The sequence below is a fragment of the Rahnella sp. BIGb0603 genome, from assembly GCF_024808755.1.
GTDB classification, from domain to species: Bacteria; Pseudomonadota; Gammaproteobacteria; order Enterobacterales; family Enterobacteriaceae; genus Rahnella; species Rahnella contaminans.
Window position 1 is genome coordinate 242466 of record NZ_JANUEX010000004.1, and the last position, 25766, is coordinate 268231.

General features: G+C 53.4%; 21 protein-coding genes. 11 read left to right on the plus strand and 10 right to left on the minus strand.

Annotated features, from left to right (window positions below):
* Positions 1 to 14: 14 nt before the first annotated feature.
* The 4 genes from srlB to cueO form a co-directional block, all read right to left on the minus strand.
* Positions 15 to 377 carry a PTS glucitol/sorbitol transporter subunit IIA gene (gene srlB, locus M2403_RS12535; RefSeq protein WP_152325085.1) on the minus strand — a complete coding sequence of 121 codons (363 nt, stop codon included), beginning with the start codon at positions 375 to 377 and terminating at the stop codon, positions 15 to 17.
* A gap of 9 nt (positions 378 to 386) precedes the next feature.
* Positions 387 to 1376 (minus strand): PTS glucitol/sorbitol transporter subunit IIB, encoded by a 990-nt coding sequence (locus M2403_RS12540; protein WP_165059039.1) that lies wholly within the window; start codon positions 1374 to 1376, stop codon positions 387 to 389.
* A gap of 14 nt (positions 1377 to 1390) precedes the next feature.
* Complete coding sequence (locus M2403_RS12545; RefSeq protein ID WP_165059037.1) at positions 1391 to 1939, minus strand: PTS glucitol/sorbitol transporter subunit IIC; 549 nt, start codon at positions 1937 to 1939, stop codon at positions 1391 to 1393.
* Between the two features lie 256 nt (positions 1940 to 2195).
* Positions 2196 to 3806, minus strand: a complete 1611-nt coding sequence (gene cueO / locus M2403_RS12550; RefSeq protein ID WP_259229398.1) for a multicopper oxidase CueO — start codon at positions 3804 to 3806, stop codon at positions 2196 to 2198.
* Between the two features lie 212 nt (positions 3807 to 4018).
* Between cueO and M2403_RS12555 the strand changes: the two genes are divergently transcribed.
* The 3 genes from M2403_RS12555 (at position 4019) to speD (ending at position 6257) form a co-directional block, all read left to right on the plus strand.
* Positions 4019 to 4366 carry a YacC family pilotin-like protein gene (locus M2403_RS12555; protein WP_152325089.1) on the plus strand — a complete coding sequence of 116 codons (348 nt, stop codon included), beginning with the start codon at positions 4019 to 4021 and terminating at the stop codon, positions 4364 to 4366.
* 192 nt (positions 4367 to 4558) lie between these two features.
* Positions 4559 to 5434: a polyamine aminopropyltransferase gene (gene speE, locus M2403_RS12560; RefSeq protein WP_152325090.1), complete on the plus strand. Its 876-nt coding sequence runs from the start codon at positions 4559 to 4561 to the stop codon at positions 5432 to 5434.
* A gap of 28 nt (positions 5435 to 5462) precedes the next feature.
* Positions 5463 to 6257, plus strand: coding sequence for an adenosylmethionine decarboxylase (gene speD, locus M2403_RS12565; protein WP_208949989.1), 795 nt, complete (start codon positions 5463 to 5465; stop codon positions 6255 to 6257).
* A 72-nt stretch (positions 6258 to 6329) separates the two neighbouring features.
* Here the strand turns inward: speD and M2403_RS12570 are convergent, their stop codons facing one another.
* From M2403_RS12570 to M2403_RS12580, 3 genes are read right to left on the minus strand one after another with little or no spacing between them, the layout of a single operon-like run.
* Positions 6330 to 7088: a DeoR/GlpR family DNA-binding transcription regulator gene (locus M2403_RS12570; RefSeq protein WP_208949990.1), complete on the minus strand. Its 759-nt coding sequence runs from the start codon at positions 7086 to 7088 to the stop codon at positions 6330 to 6332.
* Positions 7089 to 7124: 36 nt separating this feature from the next.
* On the minus strand, positions 7125 to 8105 hold the full coding sequence (locus M2403_RS12575; protein ID WP_152325093.1) for a D-threonate 4-phosphate dehydrogenase: 981 nt from the start codon (positions 8103 to 8105) through the stop codon (positions 7125 to 7127).
* Positions 8098 to 9444, minus strand: a complete 1347-nt coding sequence (locus tag M2403_RS12580) for a D-threonate kinase (RefSeq protein WP_259229400.1) — start codon at positions 9442 to 9444, stop codon at positions 8098 to 8100. The genes M2403_RS12575 and M2403_RS12580 overlap by 8 nt, the downstream gene beginning before the upstream one ends.
* 194 nt (positions 9445 to 9638) lie before the next feature.
* Here M2403_RS12580 and M2403_RS12585 point away from each other — a divergent pair, with 194 nt between their 5' ends.
* The 8 genes from M2403_RS12585 (at position 9639) to yddG (ending at position 17785) form a co-directional block, all read left to right on the plus strand.
* Positions 9639 to 10775 carry an iron-containing alcohol dehydrogenase gene (locus tag M2403_RS12585; RefSeq protein WP_152325095.1) on the plus strand — a complete coding sequence of 379 codons (1137 nt, stop codon included), beginning with the start codon at positions 9639 to 9641 and terminating at the stop codon, positions 10773 to 10775.
* Between the two features lie 43 nt (positions 10776 to 10818).
* Positions 10819 to 11706 (plus strand): dihydrodipicolinate synthase family protein, encoded by an 888-nt coding sequence (locus M2403_RS12590; protein ID WP_152325096.1) that lies wholly within the window; start codon positions 10819 to 10821, stop codon positions 11704 to 11706.
* An 83-nt stretch (positions 11707 to 11789) separates the two neighbouring features.
* A complete protein-coding gene (locus tag M2403_RS12595) occupies positions 11790 to 13205 on the plus strand; it encodes a sodium:solute symporter family protein (protein WP_152325097.1) in 1416 nt (471 codons plus the stop codon).
* 2 nt (positions 13206 to 13207) lie between these two features.
* The gene (locus M2403_RS12600; protein WP_152325098.1) at positions 13208 to 14386 is read left to right on the plus strand and encodes an exo-alpha-sialidase; all 1179 of its coding nucleotides are present in this window, start codon (positions 13208 to 13210) and stop codon (positions 14384 to 14386) included.
* 45 nt (positions 14387 to 14431) lie between these two features.
* Positions 14432 to 14902, plus strand: coding sequence for a YhcH/YjgK/YiaL family protein (locus tag M2403_RS12605; protein WP_152325099.1), 471 nt, complete (start codon positions 14432 to 14434; stop codon positions 14900 to 14902).
* 3 nt (positions 14903 to 14905) lie between these two features.
* On the plus strand, positions 14906 to 15595 hold the full coding sequence (locus M2403_RS12610; RefSeq protein WP_152325100.1) for an SDR family NAD(P)-dependent oxidoreductase: 690 nt from the start codon (positions 14906 to 14908) through the stop codon (positions 15593 to 15595).
* Between the two features lie 340 nt (positions 15596 to 15935).
* Positions 15936 to 16805: a hypothetical protein gene (locus tag M2403_RS12615; RefSeq protein WP_235937363.1), complete on the plus strand. Its 870-nt coding sequence runs from the start codon at positions 15936 to 15938 to the stop codon at positions 16803 to 16805.
* Positions 16806 to 16906: 101 nt separating this feature from the next.
* On the plus strand, positions 16907 to 17785 hold the full coding sequence (gene yddG / locus M2403_RS12620) for an aromatic amino acid DMT transporter YddG (RefSeq protein WP_152325102.1): 879 nt from the start codon (positions 16907 to 16909) through the stop codon (positions 17783 to 17785).
* Positions 17786 to 17788: 3 nt separating this feature from the next.
* On the opposite strand, the gene yacL is transcribed toward yddG, so the two are convergent.
* From yacL to acnB, 3 genes are all read right to left on the minus strand, one after another.
* Complete coding sequence (gene yacL / locus M2403_RS12625) at positions 17789 to 18154, minus strand: protein YacL (protein ID WP_152325361.1); 366 nt, start codon at positions 18152 to 18154, stop codon at positions 17789 to 17791.
* 106 nt (positions 18155 to 18260) lie between these two features.
* Positions 18261 to 22382 carry an Ig-like domain-containing protein gene (locus M2403_RS12630; RefSeq protein WP_259229410.1) on the minus strand — a complete coding sequence of 1374 codons (4122 nt, stop codon included), beginning with the start codon at positions 22380 to 22382 and terminating at the stop codon, positions 18261 to 18263.
* A gap of 381 nt (positions 22383 to 22763) precedes the next feature.
* The gene (acnB, locus tag M2403_RS12635; protein ID WP_152325104.1) at positions 22764 to 25361 is read right to left on the minus strand and encodes a bifunctional aconitate hydratase 2/2-methylisocitrate dehydratase; all 2598 of its coding nucleotides are present in this window, start codon (positions 25359 to 25361) and stop codon (positions 22764 to 22766) included.
* Positions 25362 to 25766: the final 405 nt, after the last annotated feature.

Sequence of the window (25766 nt, forward strand, 5' to 3'; positions counted from 1 at the left end):
TCCTGACTTTAGTGTTAATCGATAAATTTCAATATGCTGCCCAGCGGAATGTCTTCGGGCGTTACGCCTTTTACATGTACGCAGCCGGGATATTCCGCCTCCGCGCTGCCGTCAAAACGCAGTGTGATATGTCCGAGTTCGCGCAGGTTTTGCATCGCCACCTCGCCCACGGCGGTCACCGGATAAAGCACATCAGCCAGTTCCATGCAGGCTCCGCGATGCAGTTCGCCTTCGGTCTGGCCGTGCTGATGAATAAAGCAATAATCCTGAATATCAGCCGGTGCGCCTTCGCGGAATGTAATCAGCATCTGATCGGATAACGCCTCGCGGGCAAAGTCTCCGATATGCGTAATCCTGGTTTGATAAATAGTTTGCATGGTGACTCCTTACTGATAGATGAAGGCGGACGCGGCCCAGGCGATAAGCACCGTCGGGGCACCGGTGAGGAAACGGCTGACCAGCACGGACGGCACACCGACGCGAACGGTGTCCTGCTTGGCTTCTGCCAGTGAAAGCCCGACCGGAATGAAGTCGCAAGCCGCCTGCGCGTTAATCGCAAAGAGAGCCGGTAAAGCCAGATGCGGCGGAATATTGCCCAGCCCGATCTGAACGCCGACCAGCACGCCGATGACCTGCGCGATCACCGCACCGGGGCCGAGGAAAGGAGACAGCAGCGGGAAGGAGCAAATCAGCGCCAGCAACACCAGTCCGACAGGACTTTTGGCCAGAGGCGTCAGGCCGTGCGCCACCAGGTCGCCAAGACCAGACGCCATAATGATGCCAATCAGTGCCGCCACAAACGCCATAAACGGCAGGATAGTTTTGAGCACCGTATCAATGGTATCGCGCCCCGCCTGGAACAGCACCGCGACGCCCGATCCCATGCCCATTCCGACTTTTGCCAGCAGTCCGTCACTTTGCTCGGTGATTTTTTTGGTGGTGTCGTAGTCTCTCACAGCCGCTGTAGGTGCGGGTTTACTGTCCACAGGTGCCGGTTTTTCGCGTTCACTGGTATCGAAAACGATGTCGTGTTCACGCACACCGGAGACATAAATGTCTTCTGTAATAAACTGTGCCAGCGGGCCAGATTTGCCGGTCGAATGGATGTTCACGGTCGGGATCCGACGTTTTGGATAAATACCGCAGCGCAGCGTTCCGCCGCAGTCGATCACCGCCACACCGATTTCTTCTGCCGGGGGCTCACCTTCTTTAAAACCATCAACGGTTTCCCAACCCGTCAGTTCCGCCAGTTTGTCGACGATCGCCGGACGCGTGCCCGCCGTGATATACACAATTTTTTTGCCTGGTACGGCCTCAATCAGTAACGGACCGCCCCAGCCACCTTCACCCCGGTTAATTCGAATGGTAACGCTCATTTTCTGCTCCGCGTTTAAAGTTGAACCTGACGATCAAGCTGAATGCCCATCTTCCTTTCGAAGATGCGCGTCGTGAGATCGGTCACCCAACCCCGGAAGAAGTTGGTCACCATGCCGACGAGGAAATAGCTGACCGCCAGTGGCCCGAGCGGTAATCCCAACGTGGTCAGCCCGCTGGCCACACCGAGATAAACGAACAGTTCGCCAGGATTAATGTGCGGGAATAATCCGTTCATGGAATGGCAGCTGTAGGAACCCGCCGCATAGTAACTCGGCTTGTAAATCTCAGGCATGAAGCGCCCGAGACTCAGCGTCATCGGGTTACAAAAAACAAATGTGCCGATGACCGGCAACAACAGATAACGTGAAACCGGATTTCCGGCACAGCGCTGCGCCAGACGTTCGATCCTGCGCTGACCCACAAAAACGATCAGCGCATTCATGACCACCAGCAAACTGATTAAGAGCGGTAAAATGCCGGTTACCATACCGACAAAAACCTCTCCCCCTTTTTGAAACAGGCCGATAAACCATTCGGCACTGTGTGTAATCACTTCAATCATCTTGTTCTCCTGTAGGGATACGTGAGCTTTAAGCTTTCATGTTTCGTCACTCCACGCTGAAAATATAATCATATTGAACTTATAATAATTCCATATTGATCACATTTCGAAAGATTTACCTTTCGAAATGAAATTTTTATAATCAGGTACTGGCAGAGAATTAAAACGGGCGGGAATGGCGGGTAAAAAAAATGGCCCGGAGAATAGTCTCGGGCCATTTTTTCAGGGAATTACAGAAAGGAAATTAGAAAGAAGCTTATGCCGACACCGTAAACGCGAGCATCATGCCGGTATCTTCGTGTTCCAGCAGATGGCAATGCGCCATATAGGCATGCTGTTTATCCGCCAGGTGACTGAAGCGCACCAGCACTTCGCTGCGGGCGCCTTCGACGCGGACGATATCTTTCCAGCCCTGACGGTGCGGCGCGACCGGCTGGCCGTTTTCAGAAAGAATACGAAACTGTGTGCCGTGGATATGGAACGGATGCAGCATCATGTCGCCTTCGCCGGAAATCGTCCATTTCTCGTATTGCCCTTGTTTCACATCGAACGCAGGCACGTTCATGTCGTAGGCTTTGCCGTTGATTTTATTGCCCTGCATGAAATCGTAACTTCCGGCCACTTTGCCCATGTCCATTCCGGCCATACCGCCGTGGCCGTCAGGGCCCGAACCGGACATCCCCGGCATCGCCGCCATATCCATATCACCGCCGCCGTGATCCATGCTCATGCCGGCCATCGCGCTGTGACCGTAACGTTTCATCAGCGCCGCCATGCCCTGCTGATCCAGTTGCGGATCCATCATCAGTTGCAACCAGCGGGTCGGCAGATTATCAGTAGAAACCAGCGCCGGAACCGGCACCAGCGTGTCCGGCAGTGAACCGCCGCTTTGGGTCAATGTCGGCTGAATGCGTAGTACCGGCAACGGCTTGTCGAACGGTGCCAGCGTCATACCCATTTGTTTCACCGGCAATGTGACCAGATCAAACGCTTTACCGTCGCTGCAATCAATCAGCACTTCAAAACGTTCCCCCATCAGCAACGGCAAATCACTGACTTTTACCGGCTCGGAAAGAAAACCGCCGTCGCTGGCGATCACGTACATCGGCCGCTGGTCGCTGGTGGCGATGTGCAGCGAGCGCGCATTGCAGCCGTTAAGCAGACGAAAGCGCACCCAGCCGCGCGAAATGCCGTGCTGCGGATAAATCGCGCCGTTAGTCAGCATGTGCTCGCCGAACCAGCCGATGGCGGCAGTCATCACGTCCATCTGGTAATCAATCTGTCCGGCGTCACTGAGGCGTTTGTCCTGCAAAATGACCGGGATATCATCCACGCCCCAGCGTTTCGGGATCTGTAATGCGTCGCTGCCTTCATCTTCAATCAGGACTAATCCGGCCAGCCCCATTGCCACCTGATAGCCGCTGGTCTGATGCGGATGCGGGTGAAACCAGCAGGTCGCGGCGGGTTGTTCGAGCTGCAAACTCACGCTGCGGCTCTGGCCCGGCGCGATCAGCCCCTGAGGACCGCCGTCAATGTCACCAGGAATTTCCAGCCCGTGCCAGTGAACGGTGCTCGCGACGTCCAGATTGTTTTTGACCGTGACATTGAGCGGTTTGCCCCGCCGCACGCGCAGCGCAGGCCCTAGCAGATTGCCGTTCACGCCCCAGGTTTGTGTATTCACCCCGGGCAGAAACTGGCTCTGACCACGTTGCAGGGAAAGCGAAATCGCGCTGCGGGCATCCGGTTCAAGCAGTGTGGGAATGGGCAACGCCGGGCGGTCAGCGGCCAGCGCAAACCGGCTCCAGCCGGGTAACGTACTGGCGGCGCCCAGGAGCGTTGTCCACTTCACGAAATCGCGACGGTTCATGTTCAGTCCTTATGATGGAAAATTGCCAGACGAACGGCATAAAACTGCCATAATAGTACGACAGCCTAAACCCTCCACTAAGGGGAAGGTCAAGTGGCGGGCACGCAGAAAAGAAATTTGGTGCCACTCATCGCAAATATGGTAACGTCATTTCGATTCGCTTTGAGCCAGGTTTTTCTAATCTTTCAATCTAAAAGAACAAGAACACTTCCATGAAAAGAACAACATTGTGTTTGCTGTTACTGTCGCTGCTCGGCTTCTCCTCCGCCAGTCAGGCGTTGAGTGAGTCAGAAGCAGAAGATCTGGCGGATCTGACCGCAGTCTTCGTTTATTTGAAAAATAACTGCGGCTACGAACAGTTGCCTAATACCCAAATCAAACGGGCGATCGTCTTTTTCGCACAGCAGAATCGCTGGGATCTGAGCAACTACAACAGCTTCAATATGCAGGCAATGGGCGAAGACAGCTATCGCGACCTGAGCGGCATCGCAGTTCCGAAACCGGCCAAATGCAAATCTCTGGCACGCGATTCACTGAGTCTGCTGGCTTATACCAACTAAATTTCCCCCGCAGTGCTCCGTCAGTCTGATGCCGGAGCGTTTCATTTCCCCTCTCCGGATCCGCGTCACACCTCACTCAGCTACAATTAAGCTAAATTTATCTGTTTGAAATTCAACCGTGCATGCGCAGGCAGAGTTAGCTATCATGTGCGCCCATTTTTATGGCTGCGAATGCTCAGGAGAAACAAAGACATGTCCCGGAACTCGTCACCCAAAGAAATATGGTATGAGACGCTGCACGCCCATTTTGGCCAGTACTTCAGCGTCGAAAAAGAGTTGTACCGTGAGAAAACTGAACACCAGGATCTGGTGATTTTTGAGAATGCGGCGCTGGGCCGCGTGATGGCGCTCGACGGCGTGGTGCAAACCACCGAACGTGATGAATTTATCTATCACGAGATGCTGACACACGTTCCGTTACTGGCGCACGGCGATGCCAAAAAAGTGCTGATCATCGGCGGTGGCGACGGCGGAATGCTGCGTGAAGTCTGCCGTCATAAAGGCGTGGAATCGGTCACGATGGTGGAAATTGATGCCGGCGTGGTGGAGTTTTGCCGCCAGTATCTGCCCAATCATAATGCCGGTGCTTACGATGATGCCCGTTTCAATCTGGTGATTGAAGATGGCGTGAATTTCGTGAATCAGACCGCTGAAACGTTTGATGTGATTATCTCCGACTGCACCGATCCGATCGGTCCGGGAGAAAGCCTGTTCACCTCGGCCTTCTACGAAGGTTGCGCGCGTTGCCTGAAACCGGGCGGCATTTTCGTGGCGCAAAACGGTGTCTGCTTCCTTCAGCAGGATGAAGCGGTCAACAGCCACACCAAACTGAGCCACTATTTCAGTGATGTCAGTTTCTATCAGGCCGCGATCCCGACCTATTACGGCGGCATCATGACCTTCGCCTGGGCGACCAATAACCCGGCTTACCGCCAGATCGACAGCCAGACATTGCAGGCGCGCTTCGACGCCGCAGGCATTACCTGTCGCTATTACAATCCGGCGATTCATCACGGCAGCTTTGCGTTGCCGCAGTATTTACTGAATGCCCTGTCAGCTGCGCGCTGATACCGCATCCGTAAGGGGGTGAACTAAATTGCAAAAACTAAAACTGCATGGCTTCAATAACCTGACCAAAAGCCTGAGTTTTTGTATCTACGATATCTGCTACGCCAAAAGCGCAGCCGATCGTGACGGCTATATTGCCTACATTGACAAAGAATATAACGCCAACCGCTTAACCGAGATCCTCACCGAAACCTGTTCGATTATCGGTGCTAACATTCTTAACGTTGCGCGGCAGGATTACGAACCACAGGGCGCCAGCGTCACGATTCTGGTGAGCGAAGAGCCGATTGACCCCTGTGATGTCGATACCACCGAACATCCTGGCCCGCTGCCGAATTCCGTGGTTGCGCATCTCGATAAAAGCCACATCTGTGTGCATACCTATCCGGAAAGCCATCCTGAAGGCGGACTGTGTACGTTCCGCGCCGACATAGAAGTGTCCACCTGTGGCGTGATTTCACCGCTGAAAGCGCTGAACTATTTAATCCACCAGCTGGAATCTGACATCGTCACCATCGATTACCGCGTCCGCGGTTTTACCCGTGACGTGAACGGCGTGAAGCACTACATCGACCATTCCATCAATTCGATTCAGAACTTTATGTCGCAGGACATGAAAGGGTTGTACAAGATGATGGACGTCAACGTGTATCAGGAAAATATCTTCCATACCAAGATGTTACTGAAAGAATTCGATCTCAAGCATTATCTGTTTAATGCAAATCCGGAAGAACTGACTGGGCAGGAACGCAAGGAAATCACCGATTTGCTGTACAAAGAAATGCAGGAAATCTACTACGGCCGGAATCTCCCTGCCGTCTGATCGGCACATAAAAGAAAAGGCCGGGCATCGCGGGATGTCCGGCCTTTTTTTATCGTGAATTCTCAGCTGGTTTCAGGCCAGAGTCAGCGTAAATGGCTGTTCTACCAGCAATTGTCTGATTTCTGAGTTCAGACCTTTATCGGTGATAATGTCAGTCATCCCGGCCAGCGGCGTGACACAAAAAAGCGAGTACGCACCATATTTACTGCTGTCAGCCAGCAACACCCTGCGGCGCGCATTAATGGCAAGATCCTGCTTGAGCCCGGCTTTTTCTTCTGTCGGCGTGGTGATGCCTTTATCCAAACTCCACGAGTTACAACTGATAAACGCGATATCCGGATAGACGCTGCGCAGCAACCGGCGGCCATGCTCGCCGACGCATGACTGACTGCTGTCGTCGATACGTCCGCCAATAATGGTCACTTCGATTTGTTTAAATTCCGATAAAAACAGCGCGATACGCAAATCGGCTGTAATGACCCGCAGAGGCAAATGGGTCAGATTGCGCGCCAGTTCAAGCATCGTGGTGCCTGCATCGAGAACGACGGCATCGCCCGGTTTTACCATAGCAGCAGCGACTTCGGCGATGGCCTGTTTTTCCTGCAGGCTGCGTTGAAGCTTTTCATTGGTCGTCGGCTGGCTGGGAATGAAGCGGTTGAGCGTCACACCGCCGTGGCTGCGGCTGATGACACCCTGCTCGTCCAGTTTGATCAGATCCCGGCGAATGGTCGCCGGGGAGGCCGCAATAGCGGCAACCAGTTGTTCAACGGTGACCAGATTATGGCTTTTCAGATAATCCATAATCTGATCGAGGCGGCTTTGTCCGGTCAACGTGATTCCTTTTTTCCCTGCGCCGCTGGCGCAGAATTACGCCAGTTGTACGGCTAACTGAATGGAGATCGCCATGCTCTCAGACTTGGCTTTTCCTGTCCACGCAATATCAAATGCGGTGCCGTGGTCTGCCGACGTACGAATGAAAGGCAGGCCCGCCGTAATGTTCACGCCGTCATAGAATCCCATCAGTTTCAGCGGAATATGTCCCTGATCGTGATACATCGCCACCACCATGTCATACATCCCTTCGTAGGTTTGCAGGAACACGGTATCCGGCGGACAAGGCCCGGCAACATTAATGCCTTTAGCTTTCATTTTTTCCACAGACGGCCCGACAATCCTGATTTCTTCATCGCCGAACAATCCGTTCTCACCGGCATGCGGATTCACACCCGCCACCGCGATACGCGGGTTTTCGTAACCGACGCGACGCAGGAAGGTATCTGCCATCTGAATAACAGTTTCCACGCGCCCGGCGTTAAGCGTATCGAGGAACTTGCGCAGGGCAATGTGCGTGGTGACATGAATGACTTTCAGCTTGTCGGTGTAAAGCACCATCGCGTAATCGCGGCTGCCCGTTAGTTTCGCCAGCAATTCCGTATGACCCGGATAAATATGCCCGGCAGAATGCATCGCTTCTTTATTAAGAGGAGCGGTAGCGATGGCCTGAACGTGTCCGGCCATCGCCAGTTCGGTGGCGCGTTTCACACAGCGATAGGCCAGATCACCCGCTTCTTTCTGCACTTTTCCCGGTACCAGCGTCTGCGGATCCGCCAGTGGTTCGTCAATCACGTTGATGACGCCCGGCGCGAAATGTGCCTGCGAAACGTCATCGATAATGCGTAATTCAGCGGCTGGCGTGATCCCGAGAGCGAGGATCCGGCGGAAAGTCGCCGCGCATCCGACAACTACCGCAGGCGTACCGGACAACTCACCTTCAGCTAACGCTTTAATGATAATTTCAGGGCCAATACCGGCAGGATCACCCATGGTTACTGCAATAATTTTAGTCACTCAATTTCTCCTCAATAAAGCGTAAAACTTCAAATAGCGTATTTTCAGTGCCGAACCCACCCGCTTTGGTCATAACCGGCAAACGGTTTAGCGGGCTGTCGAGTAAAAATCCCCACGGAACACAGCCTGCAATCTGTCCTTTGATTTCAAATCCTTTCGCACCCAGCGCCCGGGCAACGGCCAGCGCAATATCTCCGCCGGACAGATATAGTCCGCCCGGTTTCGTCTCCGGTTGCTGTAAAACGTTCTGAATCAGTTGCCCGAGAAAGACGGCAATGAGCCCGCCCATTTGCGGGCGGCTGATGTGATTTTGCTGGCAAAACTGGGCAACGGAATGCCGCTGCTCTTCACTCTGGCGGGTACGGATAAAACAATGTTTGCCCTCTGCGATGGCGTGGCGAATTTCAGCAGAAAGCGTCGTCAGCAGCCGGTCTGAATCCGCAGAGAAGAGCCGGAGAACATCAATATCAATCAGTGAAACGGGGCGGTGTTGTTGTACAAAAGTAATCTGCTGCGCCGCGATTTCACTCATTGAGCCGACAACCGCCAGCAGCGGTGCGGCTGTGCGTTCAGTGATATTCTCAGGCGAGGTTTGCGGCGTCAGGCAATGTTGCGCCAGCGCATGGCTCAGGCCGGAAGCACCGACCAGCAGCGGTCTGAATGGCAAACTTTCTGCGGCATGAATAATCAGTTTCAGATCTTCTGCGGACTGGCTGTCGGCCACGACAATGCGAACACCCGAGGCCGTCAGCGCGAAAAGCTGTGCCTGAAAATCCCCCGAACGCAGCACCTCAAGGCTGATGTGATGCTGGCGCAGCGACGTCTGTTCAGCCAGACGTGCGCCGACGCTGGCCGTGCTGACCGGCGTTTTCGGGTCTGTGGCGAATTCAGTTTCCGTCAGTAAGCGGCCATTCACGTAGCAAAGCCCGTCTTTTATCACTCGCCCGAGTTCGGGTACGGCGGGCGCGATAATCGCCAGCGGGCAATCGAGTGCCATCAGCACAGCTTCGGTTTCTGCCCCCAGATTCCCGCGCAGCGTAGAGTCGATTTTCTTGAAGACCCATCCTTTCTCAGTGGAAAGCGGTGACCCGGCCAGCACAGCCTGCGTGACTTTTTCCGCGGCATCCTCTGCACTCATAGCCCGGCTGTCGGTGCTGTAAATCAGTGCATGACCGGTGCCCACTTTTACCACGCTGCCAGTGACATCAAACTGCACACATACCGACATTCCCTGCGCCACCAGCGCCACGCCAGTATCATTCGCGCCGGTAAAGTCGTCGGCAATCACCAGCAGCCCGGCGGATTTCTGAAGTGCTGTATGAGTTACGGTTTTGGCCATCGTGGCTCCGTGATGAATGAGGTCGGGTTAATCTTGCTGGTTATGATTATATTCAATCATGATTGATTATATGTGAGCAAGTTCAAATTATTCAACTTCAATTTCGCCTATAAATTGCCCTGACGATGTGAGGAGTATCGACCTTTGATGATTAAACTCACTCTTACTAAAGACTCAGACGGCAGGAAAAAGGCATGAAAATAGACAGCACGATCATCAGCGGTTATCAGTCATTACAGGACATCGGCTACTTGCTGGCCGGAAAACGTCAGGTTTTACTGGTCAGCGACAAAAACATTATTGGCCTGCCGCCGGTGCAATCGCTGATAGGCCAGCTGGATAACGCAGGCTGCGAGGTGAGCATTATTGATAGTGTGCCGCCCGAACCGAACCAGCATGACGTCGCCGCTATCCTGAAAACACTGCATCAGCCGCAGGTCGATCTGGTGATTGGCGTCGGCGGCGGAAGCGTACTGGACGTCGCAAAGCTGCTTTCGATTCTGTGCGCCGGAGATGAAACCGTCACGCTCGACAGTCTGCTGGCGGGCGAAAAACCGCAACACCGTACGACGTCGTTACTGATCCCAACCACTGCAGGCACCGGCTCAGAATCCACACCAAACGCGATTCTGGCGATCCCCGAAAAGGAAACCAAAATAGGCATTATCACGCCGGTCATGCTGCCCGATTATGTTGCGCTGGTGCCTGAACTGGCCACCAGCATGCCCGCGCGCATCGCGGCGTCTACCGGCATCGATGCGCTGTGCCATCTGTTCGAATGCTTCACGTCGGTCATTGCTAACCCGGTCAGTGATAACTTCGCGCTGGTCGGCATGAAGAAGCTGTTTGCCAGCCTCGAAACGGCCGTTGCCGAACCGGAAAATCTGCAGGCGCGGCTGAATATGCTGTGGGCGTCATATTACGGCGGCGCATCGATTGCCCATGCGGGCACCCATCTGGTTCACGCTATGTCCTATCCGCTCGGCGGCAAATATCACATTCCTCACGGGGTAGCGAATGCCATTCTGCTCGCACCTTGTATGGCTTTTGTCAGGCCTTCAGCCGTGAATAAATTTGCGCAGGCCTATGACTTAATTCCAGATGCCGACCGGACATTACGTGAAGAAGAAAAATCCCATGCGCTGGTGGAATATTTTGACGCGCTGGTTCATCGCCTGGATTTGCCGGTCAAATTAAGCCAGCTGAATATCACACCTGACGACATTCCTTATTTGTCGCAGGGGGCAATAGAGGTACAACGTTTAATTAAAAATGTACCGATGCCGGTCAGCAAAAATCAAATAGCGGAAATTTACCGCAGCATTCGTTAACCCCTTATTTCATATCCGATTACAACGACGTAAAGAGAATAAAATGAATAATATTACCGGAGTCTATACCGCCATTGTGACGCCGTTCTCCGCCAGGGGAGAACTCGACGGTGACGCATTGCGCCAGCAGGTAAAACGCCAAAAACAGGCAGGAAATAATATTTTCTGTAACGGCACTAACGGCGAATTCTTTATGCTCAGCGAGCAGGAAAAAATTCAAGTCACAGAGATTTGTCTCGAAGCCGCGGGCGATGACACGGGCGTGATGTCGCATGTCGGCGAGATTTCTACCCGCGACACCATTCGTCTGGGAAAACAGATTGAGAAACTCGGCGTGCGTGCCGTGTCGGTGATTACGCCGTGGTTTGCGGCGTTACGCCCACAGGAGTTGATTGCGCATTTCCGCGCCGTCGCCGATGCGCTGACGGTGCCGGTGTATCTCTACAACATTCCGGCAAGAACCGGTAATACGCTGACGCCAGATGTAGTCCGCGTACTAGCCGATCATCCTAATATCAAAGGGATTAAAGACAGTGCCGGTTCGTACGAGAGCCTGCACGGTTTCCACGAAGTCAGCCAGCAGTTTGCTGATTTTGACGTGCTGACCGGGCCGGATTCACTGATTTATCGCGGTTTCACCGAAGGCAGCGCCGGCTGCATTTCCGGTATCGCCAATATCATCCCCGCACAGGTAAACGCTGTTTACCACCATCTGCAGGAAAACCAGCCTGCCGCCGCCGAAGCGGTTCAGGCAGACATCAATAAGATCCGCACCGATTTATACAGCATTGCGTTTTCACCGGCCGTGGTTAAAAAAGCCGTGAATATGCTCGGGTTTAACGTGGGTGAAAGCCGGTATCCGGTGGAATTCACGCAGGACGATACACAGAAGATCCTGACCGTCATAAAAGAATTTAATTTGCGCGGCTAAACGCGCCTTACCTAACGAATCTACCGATCTCCTGCGCATGAAAGTGCGCAGGCAGGGTCCCCTACGCGCTGTGTGAGGAAAAAATGAAAGAATTTAGCTCATCAGATACGTTAATTATTATTGGCATTGTGCTCGCCTACATCCTGTTCACCACCTGGCTGACCTACCGGTTGCGCAGTAAAACCAGCGGCGATTTCATGGAAGGTTCGCGCGCAATGCCTGCGTTTATTGTCGGCGTGCTGCTGATGTCGGAATACATCGGTGCCAAATCCACCATCGGGACGGCGCAGGCGGCTTTCGAAGGCGGTTTTGCGGCGTCCTGGTCGATTTTGGGTGCCGCCATCGGCTTCCCGATTTTTGGTCTGTTGCTGGTCAAACGCATTTATAACACCGGAAAAATCACGATTTCGGGCGCAATTGCTGAGAAGTACGGCAACACGACCAAGAACATCATTTCAATCATCATGATTTACGCCCTGCTGCTGGTTAACGTCGGGAACTACGTGAGCGGTGCAGCGGCCATTTCTACCGTACTGAAAGTGAATCTGCCGGTGGCAGCCTTTATCACCGCCGTCGTAAGTACGTTCTACTTTGCGTTCGGCGGCATGAAAGGTATGGCGTGGGTGACGATGCTGCACAGCGCTATCAAGTACATCGGCGTGCTGGTGATTTCAGGCATCGCCTTGCACATGACCGGTGGCGTGATGCCGATGGTCAAAGAGATGCCAGATTTCTACTGGACGTGGGACGGCAGCATTGGCGCCAGCACCATCTTCGCCTGGCTGATTGGCACCATCGGTTCTATTTTCTGCACACAGTTCGTCATTCAGGCCATCTCTTCCACCAAAAGCGCGGAGTCAGCCAAGCGTGCTACCTGGGTCGCGTTCTTCTTCTGCGTACCGATTGCGCTGGCGATTGGCATGATAGGCGTGGCGGCTAAATTCCTGCACCCCGACATGAACAGCCTGTATGCACTGCCGGTCTTTATTCAGGACATGAATCCGTGGCTGGCAGGTCTGGTGACCACGTCGCTGGTGGCTTCGATATTCGTCAGCGTCAGTACCGTTGCGCTGGCCATCGCCTCGCTGATTGTGAAGGATTTCTACGTGCCTTACCGTAATCCAACGCCTGAGCGTGAATTCAAAATGACGCGCTGGTTGTCGCTGCTGATTGGTTTCCTGCCACTGATTTTCGTACTGCTGGTACCGGAAGTGCTGAAACTTTCCTTCTTCACCCGCGCAATCCGCCTCTCGATTTCCGTGGTTGCGGTCATGGCTTTCTACCTGCCGTTCTTCAAAAGCGCGCGCGGTGCGAATGCCGGCCTGATCGGTGCCTGCGTCGTGACGTCCGTATGGTATGTACTCGGCGATCCGTTTGGTATCAACAATATGTACATTGCGCTGGTCACGCCGGCCATCATTATGGTGATTGACCGTTTGATCCCGCAGCGAGCCGTTAAAAGTAAAAATGCACAAATTATTCAAAAGTCTGGAGCTTAAAGATGACCACTGAAACGTTAACCGTCGAACGCAGCGGAAAAGTCCACATCCCGGAAAACGACGCCGCACGTCGGGACGCCATGTTGCCGTCTGATTGCCCGCAAAATCATGCCGCCAATCTGCTGCCTTTGCCCGACGGCAGCCTGCTGTGTACGTGGTTTGCCGGAACTCAGGAAGGGATCGCGGACATCTCGATTTATCTTTCACGCCTGGAAAAAGGTGCGCAAGTCTGGAGCCAGCCAGTAAAACTCTCTGAAGATGCCAGCCGTTCCGAACAGAATCCGGTGCTGTTTCTCGCTCCTGATAATGTGCTTTGGCTGATGTACACCGCGCAGAAATCGGGGAATCAGGACACCGCCATTGTGCGTTTCCGTCAGTCGCAGGATCTGGGCAAAAGCTGGGGCGAAATTGGCACGCTGCTCGGTCAGCCCGGCACGTTTATTCGCCAGCCGGTAACGGTACTCGCGAACGGCGACTGGCTGCTGCCGGTGTTTTATTGCCGGACGCAACCCGGTGAAAAATGGGTCGGCAACAATGATGACAGCGCGGTCAAAATTTCCAGCGATAAAGGCAAAACCTGGCGCGATGTCGCTGTGCCGGAAAGCACCGGCTGCGTACACATGAATATTACGCCGCTGCACGACGGCAGCCTGCTGGCGTTGTACCGCAGCCGCTGGGCAGACTTCATCTATCAGAGCCGGTCTGTCGATGGCGGCAATACGTGGACTGCGCCGCAGCCGACGGGGCTGCCTAACAATAATTCGTCCATTCAGGTCACCACGCTCACCAACGGCCATCTGGCACTGGTGTTTAACAAGATGAGTGCGGCAGATGCCAGTGAACGTCGCGCGTCTTTGTATGATGAAATTGAAGATGAAGAAGACGATGCCCGCTCTGAAGCGCCGGTGGAAACCGGCGGTCGCAGCGCGTTCTGGGGCGCGCCGCGTGCGCCGATGACGCTGGCGATTTCTGAAGACGACGGCCGCACATGGCCTTACCAGCGCAATCTGGAAACCGGCGACGGCTACTGCATGACCAACAATTCGCAGCAAAAACTGAACCGTGAGTTCTCTTATCCGAGCATCAAACAGGGGCTGAACGGTGAACTTCACATCGCGTTTACCTGCTACCGTCAGGCGATCAAATACGTCTGCGTCGATGAATCCTGGGTAAAAGGCTGATCCCTCAGGCCCGCTGTCGCGGGCTTTTTTTATCAGGAGCTAAACATGATTACAGGTCATTTACAGGCGCTGGAACTGGCCACATTACCCGATGCACTTCGCCAGATCCTGACACTACCGGCGTGTTCACTGGACGCACTGCGCGCGCGGGAAGACGGGCGTTTTCAGCCGGAAGGCGCTGAGTGGTTTTGCACGATTGGCAACGCAAATACGTCACCGGCGGCGGAACGGCATACGGAATTTCATCGTGACTGGCTGGATATTCAGGTCGTGCTGGAAGGCGAGGAAATCATTGGTTTTGATACGCGAAACGTCACCGGGCAGCCCGCCACCGAACGGAAACCCGATCTGTTTATTCTTGAAACCCCTCAATTGTCGAAAGAGATTTTACTGCGCAGCGGGGATTTTGTGACGTTCGCCCCGGGCGAACCGCATCGCGCATTGTGTTGTACAGACCGCCCGGCCGTTGTGCGCAAAGCCGTTTTCAAAGTTCCGGCTTCGGCATTCAGGAGATAAGTCATGACCTCTGTTCCTGTCAGACATGCACTGGTGACCGGTTGCAGTTCAGGCATTGGCGAAACGGTGTGCCAGACACTGCTGGCACAGGGCTGGAAGGTGACCGGGCTGGCGCGCCGCGAGGTGAGTTTCCCGCACGCTAATTTCACCGGAATTGCACTCGATATCACCGATACGGCAAAACTGACCGCCCTGCTGGAAACGCTTTCCGGCGTTGACGCGCTGATCCACGCGGCGGGCATGATGAAAGCGGCGCCGCTGGGGCAACTGGATACGCAGGCCAGCACAGCACTGTGGCAGCTGCATGTTGGTGTTGCAGAAGTTCTGGCCAACCGGCTGGTGGACAAAATGCCGGACGGTGGCCGCATCGTATTGCTGGGCAGCCGCACTTCTTCCGGCGTTGCCGGTCGCAGTCAGTATGTCGCGACTAAATCGGCCATGTTCGGAATGGTGAGAAGCTGGGCGGCGGAGCTGGCACCGCGCGGGATTACCGTCAATATTGTTGCGCCCGGCGCGACGCAGACGCCTATGCTGGAAAATCCGCAACGCCAAAGTTCACCGCCGAAGCTGCCGCCAATTGGACGTTTTATCCAGCCGCAAGAAGTCGCCGACCTGGTTTGCTATTTACTCTCCCCTTCAGCATCGGCAATCACCGGCCAGCAATTAATTATTTGTGGCGGCGCATCGCTGTAACTCAATAAGCATTACTTAAGTAAAATAATGTAGCCGTCTTAAATACCGGCTACACTTCTTAAGGCAAATTAATATTTAAAACCCAATAAAATCCTTACTTAAACCAAATTATTCGATCAACGATCTGCGAATTAAGCTAAATTATAAAACTAATATACAGACTATAAATCAAATCAAACTTATATATCGCCATTAATTTAACTTACCGCAGATCAAAAGATCACTATTTTCTTAAAATTCGATAAATTCCTTTATCTATACCCCTCCGTTTATTAGCATCCCCCTATTGCTTACTAAGCAACCAGCTCCATCCACCAGAAAGCAGAAATAAAAAATGACAATGAGTAAATTAAAGACCGTATCCAGCCTGCTGGTCACGAGTTCTTTATTGGTTTCCGGGGTTTCCCGGGCCGGGGAAAGTTTGTTAAGCAATAATACTGAAGGGATGCGGCACTACGTCAGTTATGGTGCTGAATATTATAAGTGGGACGAATCCGTCGATAATATGGACGGTAAATATGTTGCTGAACACGGCCCGCGCCTGCGTGTTAATTTCGGATCCAATAATTATCTCGATACCCAAAGCGGCTTATTAAAAGCCTGGGATATGAGCGTGATGTTCGGGATCGTCCGCTATAAAGGCAGCACGCTGGACGATCAGGCCAATGTGCCGAACGGATCGCTGAAAGGCAAAACCTATTACACCGGCTACAGTGCGGATATGACGCGTGGCTATCGTTACCGGGCATCAGAGAGTGTGTCTTTTGATGTGAAAGGCGCACTCGGCGGCCAGGCATGGTTGCGAAATATCCGCTCTGACGATGTCTATATCGCCAGCGAAGATCGAACGCGACGCTATACCGCGGTTGAAGTGTCTTTGCAGCCTTATGCCAAAGCATCACTGGGCGCGAACTGGCAGATGACCGCCGATTCCCGTCTGAGTCTGGAAGGCGGGGCATTGTATCCGATTAAAACCTGGACACACAGTAATCAGGGTTCAGTCTGGCTGGAACCGAAATCTAAGCTCTCGCCATTCACCAGTCTGACCTGGAATATCAACGACGACGTCTTTGTGAAAGCCAGCTACGTGCATCAGAAATACGGTAAATCGGACGAAAAACAGGGTGACCTGAACGGAAGTACCGTGGGTTATTACCAGCCTGCGACCACCACGTCCACACTCGGCCTCGAAGTCGGTTTCTACTTTTAATGCATTCTCCTAAAGAGCCTGTTAAGTCGATTGTTGCGGTTTCCACCAACGCAACAATCGCTTATCTTTAAAGCCTTCTTCTTCTGAGGCTTACCTTTCCGATGGATCGTTTCGCAACGCTGTTTGGCGTTCTTGCCATTTTGCTGTGGAGCATGAGCGTGGCGCTCACCCGCAGTCTGTCTGAATCGCTGGGGCCTTTTGGCGCCGCCGCATCAATTTATACCGTCAGCGGGATTATGGTCTGGATGGCGGGCGGAAGACCGTCGCTGCGCGGAGAATCTGCGTCATATCTGATTGTCTGCGGCCTGCTGTTTATCTTTTATATGGTGGCGTTTTCACTGGCGATTGGTCTGGCACATACCCGCCAGCAGACGCTTGAACTCGGGCTGATTAATTATCTCTGGCCGAGCCTGACGCTGCTTTTTGCCGTTCCGTTATTAAAACTGCGGGTGCGCTGGTGGATCTGGCCGGGTGTCGTACTGGCTTTTACCGGCGTGCTGTGGGCGATCAGCGGCGGCCACGGGCTGGATATTCATCAGCTGATGCGTAACGTGCGCGGTAATCCGGTGGCCTACAGTCTGGCGCTGGGTGCCGCCGTTTCCTGGGCGCTGTATTCCAATCTGGTCCGCGTATTATGCAAGGGCAAAGGCGTGCTACCGCTGTTTCTGCTGGCGACCGGTGCGGTGCTGTGGGCGCTGTACTTCACGTATTCTTCGAATCGCATTAGCCTGACGCTACCGGCCATTCTGGAGTTGCTGGCGATGGGCGCGGTGACGGCAATATCTTATCAGTGCTGGGATCTGGCGATGAAAAAAGGCAATGCGACACTGGTCGCGGCGCTGTCGTACTTCACACCGCTCTCTTCGATTCTGATTGCCGGATTGTGGCTGCACACGTTGCCGGGCGCGAGTTTCTGGCCGGGCGTGCTGATGGTGGTCGGAGGTTCGCTGCTTTGCTGGACCGCCTCACGGGGAAAGTAAGTTTTACCGATAAGTCGTGACGAAAGCACGGTATTTGGCGAGGACTTGCAGAAAGTCCTCGACGCCGCAAAACGCCAGACTCTCTTCGTCGTAGTAGCTCATGCCCTCTTCAATCTCATCGCCGTCGAAATCCAGCTGGTTGGCGCGGATCATCACTTCGTCATCGGCCAGCAGCAACGTATATTCGTGGCCGACGCGCTGGGTCTGCCGTTCGCTGCCTTTGAGCGCGGCCAGCTCAGCTTCGACAGCATCCAGCACCGTCAGATCGCCCTTCACTTCTTCATTCAGCCAGTGACCAAGCACTTCGTGGCCCATAGAAAAGCGCACTTTGACCTCACCGGTAATATCGCGCAGAAAATCGTAATCCATCATGCCGTCCTTAAATATCATCAAAAGCCACTCATACCTGCTGCATGATACCAATAAAAAAGGCGGAATTTCTTCCGCCTTTCCAGTTTCTGAACCCCGGAGAAGATTAATCCACGGTCAGGCTGACGCTGACTTCATAGGAGAAGGATGGCTTCGTGCTTAACCAGTTTACCCCCGCAAAGCGGATGACACCCCGATAAACACCGGCAGGCAGGCCCGGATTGTCCGCTGATGAATAGTTCAATATAGCGTGAGTACCCGGCCCAGCGTCACAAGAGACAGCTGAGTTGAACGTACGAGTCGTACAATAAGACTGCCGCATGCCACCAAAGGTGACGACCACCTCGTTTCCGTGTTGGTCAGTCAGCGGCGTTGTCAGCGGCGAATTTGTATTTGCCGCGCCAGACCACACCAGAGACGATGGGCCGGTAGTCGGCGACACCGCGATAAAACCTAACTCATTGTAAGCCGTAAATAACGGGGTCGTATATTTAGCGGAGGCACCGCTGACTGCCCAGTCCACATTAAATGAACCGATGAATGTCGTCATGGCCGATTTAGAACTTGTGCCGTAAGTGGCTGTTACCGTCGCATCCCCTTCTTCGGTACCCGAAATCGTCATAGTGGCTACGCCGGACGCGTTGGCCACGCTGGTGCTTTGTCCCAGTGTATTGCGCGTAGTTGCCCAGTTAACTGTCACATTGGGGATCGGATTACCCGTTGCATCCTTCACCGTGGCAGTAAATGTCGTCACGTCGTTGCCGTTATTGGAAACAACCGGCCGGTCCAGCGTCAGTGTGGCAATTTCCGCCGTCCTGAGGTCGGCAATATAGCTCACCTCACCTGCACTTGCGGTTTGCTGCTGCTGGCTGAGCGTTGCTGTCATAATCGCCGTACCGGCTTTGAGCGAAGTGCCTGTCACTGTCGTCGTGCCCGCCTGCGTAGTTTGCGTATTACTGCCCGCCAGAATCACGTTCGGATTATTGCCACTCCAGTCTACGCTGACTGCATTCACCGGGTTGTTGTTGGCATCTTTAACCGTTGCCGTCCAGGAGATAACATCCGTGCCATTTGCCAGCGCCTGAGTTTTATCAGAGACAAGGGTCAGCTGCGCGGTATTGGCATCAGCCACTATATCTACCGGCAATGTTTTCTGACTGCTGCCGGTGCTGGCGGTCACAACGGTATTTTGCGCCAGTGTTGAGATCAGCGTAGCCGTCGCTACGCCGTTGACATCCGTCACTCCGGATACCGGCGTTAAAATACCTGCCGCATTGTCACTGCTCCAGGTGACCTGCGCCCCCTGAACCGGATGATTATTAGCATCCAGCACCGTTGCGGTCAGACTGACCGTGTCTTTACCCGCCACTACGGACGCAGTTTTGTCCGCGACCAGCGAACTTATCGTCGCGCTGGCTACGTCTGCCGTAAATGACAAGGTTGAGGACGTTATACTGGCGGCGTTAAACGACGCTTTCACGGTGTAATCCGTGACCTCTGAAGAGGTTAACCGGATAGTGCTTACACCTTGCGCATTGGTTTTAGTACTGCTGGCTGACGTCGTACCGCCGGTCGGGCTCGCCAGCCAGTCAATATCAGCATCCGCCAGCGGATTACCGTTAGCGTCCGTTAACGTTGAACTCAGGGTGATAACATCGGTGCCATTTGCCACTGCCTGAGTTTTATCAGCAGACATCGCGCTAAACTGCGCCGTACTCACATCCGCATTAAATGACGCTGCGGGCGCGATGCTGGCGGTGCCGCCCGGCAGTTGCGCCGAAATAACCACGTCGCCGGCATGAACAGTCGAGACACTCACCTGCGCCTGCCCCTGTGCATCGGTGTTGACGGTGCTGGCGGAAAGCTGCGCAGTGGGCTGATCGCTGCTCCAGCTGACCGGTGCATTCTGTACTTTGTTGCCGTTAGCATCAGTCACCGTCAGGGTGTAGGTGACGGCGTCGGTGCCGTTAGCCAGCGCCTGCGTTTTGTCCTGCTCAAGCCCGGTAATATTCATGCTGGCACTGTCGGCAGTAAATGAGATGAGGTCGGTCATTTTGGCTTCTGTTGTTCCGGCGCGGGCAGAGACTTTCACGTCACCCGCCACCTGTGAAGCCAGCGTGATTTGCGCGTTCCCCAGTTCGTCCGTCGAACCTTGCAGCGCACTCAGCGTTGCACTCCCCTGCTCCACTTTCCAGTCAACGGTTGCGCCTTGCAGCGGCTGATTTTGGGCATTCACCACACTCGCGATCAGCGTGACTTTATCGGCATTATTTGCCGTTGCCTGCATTTTGTCCGCGTTCAGGCTCATCACCTGCGCAGTGGAAGCATCGGCGCCAAAGCTGAGCGGTTCACTTTGCAGTACACTCCCTCCCTCGATCGTCGCGCTGACCCGTGTATCCACAACGTTCAGACTGCTGACCGTCACTGTGGCTATACCCTTTTCATCGGTCGTACTTTGTGGCGCTGACAGCCCGATGGCGGCATTATCCGCCTTCCAGGAGACAGTGACGCCCGGATCTGGCAAGCCTTCTGCCGTCAGCACTTCAGCCGTCAGGGTGACCGTATCGGTGCCATTTGCCAGCGCCAGGGTTTTCGATGCGTTCAGCGAACTTAACGAAGGCCAGACCTGCGCATTTTGCAGCACTATTTGCGCGGTTTGCAGGGCATTTTTACCGCTGACCATCGGGGTTATATCAGCAGTCCCCGCGACATTGCCGCTGGTAAAGGTCGCGAGATAAACGCCGGGCGCTGATTCGCTGAAGTTAGAAATAAGGGGATTTTTCACTGCAGTTTGGGACGCTGTGCCGGCACTGGTGGCCGGTGTTAACTTCACAGTAGCCGCCAGTTGCGGAGCAATGGCGGTCACCGGTAACTGATCGGCGCCGGTAATACGCAGTGTCACGGTGGATGTGCTGATGCCATCGGCCAGTAATGTATCGGGGCTGACCGTGGTGGAAGACAGCCATGTCGCCGCATCATAGCCTGTCACGTAGACTTCCATTTCGCTATTGTTCGAGCCGTTGCCTTTGGCGTCAAAGGCTTTACCTCTGACGATGTAATGATTGTTCACCCCGCCGTACTGATAATTTGGCAACGTGATGCTGTACTGGCCAGAGTGTTTATCTTCGGTAATTTTACCGCCGTGTTGCAGGAGTTCATCCGCCTGCCAGTCAATACGATCCAGTCCGTACTTGCTGTTAACCACAACAGAAATCGGGAAGCTGGCGCTTTCTGCGCCTTCGATTCTGGCCGGTAAACCCAGCGAAATCAGATCCTGTTTGCGATAATCCAGCACAATCGTGTTGTTACGGTTGACCAGATCCATACGACTACCGAGCAGCGAGCGCTTCACCGCCACCTGTGACGCATCCAGCTGCTTGTCGAGACTGACGCCCGGTGCATAACTGAAACTCAGGTTAAACTGAGTATCCTGCGTATCGCCTTTGCCCATTTTCTGGCTAACGCCTGCCGTCATGAGCGTAAACGGCGTGTAGTTCAGACCGACAGTGACCGCATAAGGGTCTTTCTGACGGTTATCTTCATCGTTAAACAGATCAACGTTATCGCCGTAGTACTTCTCAAATATCACGCTTGCGCCAAGCTGTGGCCACGCAGGTAAATAACCTTCAGTGCGGATATCAAATCCATTGGCCGCGCGCTCGTCATAATCCTGAAAGCGCTCTGATGCCATCCATTCAGTGAGACGCAGGTAACCATTGGCGGATATTTTTAAATAATCCCAACCTAATTCGCCGCCAACGCCCATACGCTGATGATGATTTTGCGATAACTGACGGTCATAGAATGTATTTGCGCCCCACATCCAGCGCTCATTGAAATGACGATACCCCACACCCGCATTGATAATATCTCGATCGTCCGCGCGGCGGCCGCCCAGCTGAGTAAATAACAGGTTAGTTTTGTCGTCGTATATCGGTAACAGAATATCTAATTCCACCTCTTCCAGAGAGAAATTATTATCTGCTGAAACTTTTACGCGTGCTGTGCCAAATTGATTCAGCCAGGACTCAACGCTTTGCGCCGCCTTGCCAGCAGCCCCCGAAGCCACCATACCTTTCAAGGCATCGCCTGACGACTCACCGGAAAGCAACGCACCAGACTGAGCGGCAAGCCCTGCCAGCGAGGCATCCTGTTCGCTGTCGGGAGTCACACCGGAGGCAGAAGGCGTGCCGGTATTATTGCCAGAGGGTAATTTTTCACCCGGCATTTGCCCGGCGACGACAGGGGGATTAGTTTCAGCAACGGCTTCAAAAGAAAAGGCATACACGCATAGAGAAGAATAAAAAAACTGAACACCGATTTGTAAAAAGCAAATTATTTTTGAGGCACGCATTGTTTATTTCACTTTATAGTTTTCGATGAAAGCGAAATAAATTGCAGACTGCAGCTATAGTTCGCGGGGAACTAAATTTAAACGATAAAATATTTTGTAACTACTTAATGAATACTTTAGGAAAACAGAACTATTATTAAAATCAATGGGTAAGTGGAATTATTAATATAATAACCCATTTAATATAACAAAATGGATTCATAAAAAAAGGGAGGCATAAGCCTCCCTTAAATTAGTGTAGTGAATGTTTACTAGTCAGACTGCGGTCTGGAAAATCACACCATCAGCTTTATCGGTATATTCACTCAGTTTGTCGAAGTTCAGATAACGGTAAGTATCCACCGCCGTCTTATCGACTTCAGCCATATAGCCGAGATATTCTTCCGGCGTTGGCAGGCGCCCCAGCAAAGACGCGATAGCCGCCAGTTCAGCGGAGGCGAGATAAACATTGGCGCCGTTGCCCAGACGGTTCGGGAAGTTACGCGTTGAAGTGGAAACCACGGTCGAACCGTCGGCTACTCGCGCCTGGTTACCCATACACAGTGAACAGCCCGGGATTTCAACACGCGCACCGCTCTTACCAAAGACGCTGTAATAGCCTTCTTCTGTCAGCTGCGCGGCGTCCATCTTGGTCGGAGGAGCAACCCACAGACGGGTTGGCAACGCGCCTTTATGGCTGTCGAGCAGTTTACCGGCGGCGCGGAAGTGACCGATGTTGGTCATGCACGAACCGATGAATACTTCATCGATTTTGCTGTTTTGTACGGAAGACAGCAGACGTGCGTCATCCGGATCGTTCGGCGCACAAAGAATTGGCTCTTTGATGTCCGCCAGATCGATTTCGATGATCGCTGCGTATTCCGCATCCGCATCGGCTTCGAGCAGGCTTGGATTCGCCAGCCACTCTTCCATGCCTTTAATGCGGCGCTCAATGGTACGACGATCGCCGTAACCTTCAGAGATCATCCACTTCAGCAGCACGATGTTAGAGCTCAGGTATTCTTTGATTGGCGCCTGATCCAGTTTGATCGTACAACCGGCCGCTGAACGTTCTGCGGACGCATCCGCCAGTTCAAATGCCTGTTCAACTTTCAGTTCCGGCAAGCCTTCGATTTCCAGAATACGGCCAGAGAAGAGGTTTTTCTTACCCTTCTTCTCAACGGTCAGATGACCTTCTTTGATGGCGTAGTAAGGGATGGCATGAACCAGATCACGCAGGGTGATACCCGGCTGCATTTCACCTTTGAAACGCACCAGAACGGATTCTGGCATATCCAGCGGCATTACGCCGGTCGCTGCGGCAAACGCCACCAGACCGGAGCCCGCAGGGAACGAAATCCCGATTGGGAAGCGGGTATGGGAGTCACCGCCGGTACCGACAGTGTCCGGCAGCAGCATTCGGTTCAGCCATGAGTGGATGATACCGTCACCTGGACGCAGGGAAACACCGCCGCGGTTCATAATGAAGTCCGGCAGCGTGTGGTGCGTGGTCACGTCAACCGGCTTAGGATACGCGGCGGTATGACAGAATGACTGCATCACTAAATCAGCCGAGAAACCCAGGCACGCCAGGTCTTTCAGCTCGTCACGGGTCATCGGGCCGGTGGTGTCCTGAGAACCCACAGACGTCATTTTTGGTTCACAATATTCGTTTGGACGAATACCGGCAACGCCACAGGCGCGCCCCACCATTTTCTGCGCCAGCGAGAAGCCTCTGTTGCTCTTAGCAACCGGCTTCGCGATGCGGAATACTTCGCTCTGAGGCAGTTTCAGCGATTCACGGGCTTTGGTGGTTAAACCACGTCCGATGATCAGCGGAATACGGCCCCCGGCGCGAACTTCGTCCAGCAGAACGTCAGTTTTCAGTTCGAAAGTGGCAATCACCTGACCGGTTTCGTGGTTACGGACTTCACCTTTGTACGGATAGATGTCGATCACATCGCCCATATTGAGGTTAGAAACGTCCACTTCAATCGGCAACGCACCGGCATCTTCCATGGTGTTAAAGAAGATTGGCGCAATTTTGCCGCCCAGCACTACGCCGCCGCCGCGTTTGTTCGGCACATGAGGGATATCGTCGCCCATGAACCACAGCACAGAGTTTGTCGCAGATTTACGGGAAGAACCGGTACCGACCACGTCACCGACATAGGCCAGCGGGAAGCCTTTTTTGTTCAGTTCTTCGATCTGTTTGATCGGGCCGACGCTGCCAGGTTGATCCGGGTGAATACCTTCGCGTTCGTTTTTCAGCATTGCCAGCGCGTGCAATGGAATATCTGGACGGGACCAGGCATCCGGAGCCGGTGACAAATCATCGGTGTTGGTTTCGCCGGTCACCTTGAAGACGGTGACGGTGATTTTTTCAGCCAGCTGCGGGCGTGAAAGATACCATTCGGCATCAGCCCATGACTGCAAAATCTTCTTAGCGTGTTCGTTGCCTGCATGCGCTTTTTCTTCCACATCGTAGAAGTTATCGAACATCAGCAGCGTATGGGACAACGCTTTGGCGGCAATTGGCGCCAGCGTTTCGTTTTCAAGTGCGTCGATCAGCGGATGAATGTTGTAGCCACCTTGCATGGTGCCTAACAGTTCAATGGCTTTTTCAGGAGTGACCAACGGGGAGGTAGTTTCGCCTTTGGCGACGGCAGCCAGGAATCCGGCTTTTACATAGGCGGCTTCGTCAACGCCCGGCGGAACACGATTAATCAGCAGGTCTAACAGAGTTTCTTCTTCGCCTTTTGGCGGATTTTTCAGGGACTCAACCAACGCTGCCATCTGTGAAGCATCAAGTGGCTTAGGGACGATGCCCTCTGCAGCACGCTCGGCTACGTGCTTACGGTATTCTTCTAGCACGACTTTCTCCTCGCTCTCATTGTCATTTATTATGCCTGGCTTCCATCATCAGCATCACGTCATGCCTGTAGGGACAGGGAGATTAAAGCTGTCTGATGAATCGGGGACACTGCGGGTAAGAGGGTTTCTTGATCGGAAACTTTACGTCCTGAACCTGAGCACAGTGCCCTTTAGCGCCGAAGCAGCATAGCAGGATTTTGCCCGCTTGTTAATTCGTTCACATAAAAGCAACATTAAATCTTTGCTGAATCGTTGAGCACAGACGGATCGGCTGTTCATCCCAATTCGCCTTCTAGATCATCACAACAACCTTATTGGCACAAGGGAATAAATGGTCGAAAAGGGAGAAAAAAGGCACAAAAAAACCGTCTCAAAAAACGGTCAATTCGTATTCCCAAAGTGTTA

Bases quoted from the DNA above. Each gene is read 5' to 3' on its own strand.
- M2403_RS12540 (WP_165059039.1), bottom strand. From the start codon at position 1,376: ATGAGCGTTACCATTCGAATTAACCGGGGTGAAGGTGGCTGGGGCGGT.
- speE (WP_152325090.1), top strand. From the start codon at position 4,559: ATGTCCCGGAACTCGTCACCCAAAGAAATATGGTATGAGACGCTGCAC.
- yacL (WP_152325361.1), bottom strand. From the start codon at position 18,154: ATGGATTACGATTTTCTGCGCGATATTACCGGTGAGGTCAAAGTGCGC.
- M2403_RS12600 (WP_152325098.1), top strand. From the start codon at position 13,208: ATGACCACTGAAACGTTAACCGTCGAACGCAGCGGAAAAGTCCACATC.
- M2403_RS12605 (WP_152325099.1), top strand. From the start codon at position 14,432: ATGATTACAGGTCATTTACAGGCGCTGGAACTGGCCACATTACCCGAT.
- M2403_RS12580 (WP_259229400.1), bottom strand. From the start codon at position 9,444: ATGGCCAAAACCGTAACTCATACAGCACTTCAGAAATCCGCCGGGCTG.
- M2403_RS12590 (WP_152325096.1), top strand. From the start codon at position 10,819: ATGAATAATATTACCGGAGTCTATACCGCCATTGTGACGCCGTTCTCC.
- M2403_RS12545 (WP_165059037.1), bottom strand. From the start codon at position 1,939: ATGATTGAAGTGATTACACACAGTGCCGAATGGTTTATCGGCCTGTTT.
- M2403_RS12630 (WP_259229410.1), bottom strand. From the start codon at position 22,382: ATGCCGGGTGAAAAATTACCCTCTGGCAATAATACCGGCACGCCTTCT.
- cueO (WP_259229398.1), bottom strand. From the start codon at position 3,806: ATGAACCGTCGCGATTTCGTGAAGTGGACAACGCTCCTGGGCGCCGCC.
- srlB (WP_152325085.1), bottom strand. From the start codon at position 377: ATGCAAACTATTTATCAAACCAGGATTACGCATATCGGAGACTTTGCC.
- yddG (WP_152325102.1), top strand. From the start codon at position 16,907: ATGGATCGTTTCGCAACGCTGTTTGGCGTTCTTGCCATTTTGCTGTGG.
- M2403_RS12615 (WP_235937363.1), top strand. From the start codon at position 15,936: ATGAGTAAATTAAAGACCGTATCCAGCCTGCTGGTCACGAGTTCTTTA.
- M2403_RS12610 (WP_152325100.1), top strand. From the start codon at position 14,906: ATGACCTCTGTTCCTGTCAGACATGCACTGGTGACCGGTTGCAGTTCA.
- M2403_RS12595 (WP_152325097.1), top strand. From the start codon at position 11,790: ATGAAAGAATTTAGCTCATCAGATACGTTAATTATTATTGGCATTGTG.
- M2403_RS12555 (WP_152325089.1), top strand. From the start codon at position 4,019: ATGAAAAGAACAACATTGTGTTTGCTGTTACTGTCGCTGCTCGGCTTC.
- M2403_RS12585 (WP_152325095.1), top strand. From the start codon at position 9,639: ATGAAAATAGACAGCACGATCATCAGCGGTTATCAGTCATTACAGGAC.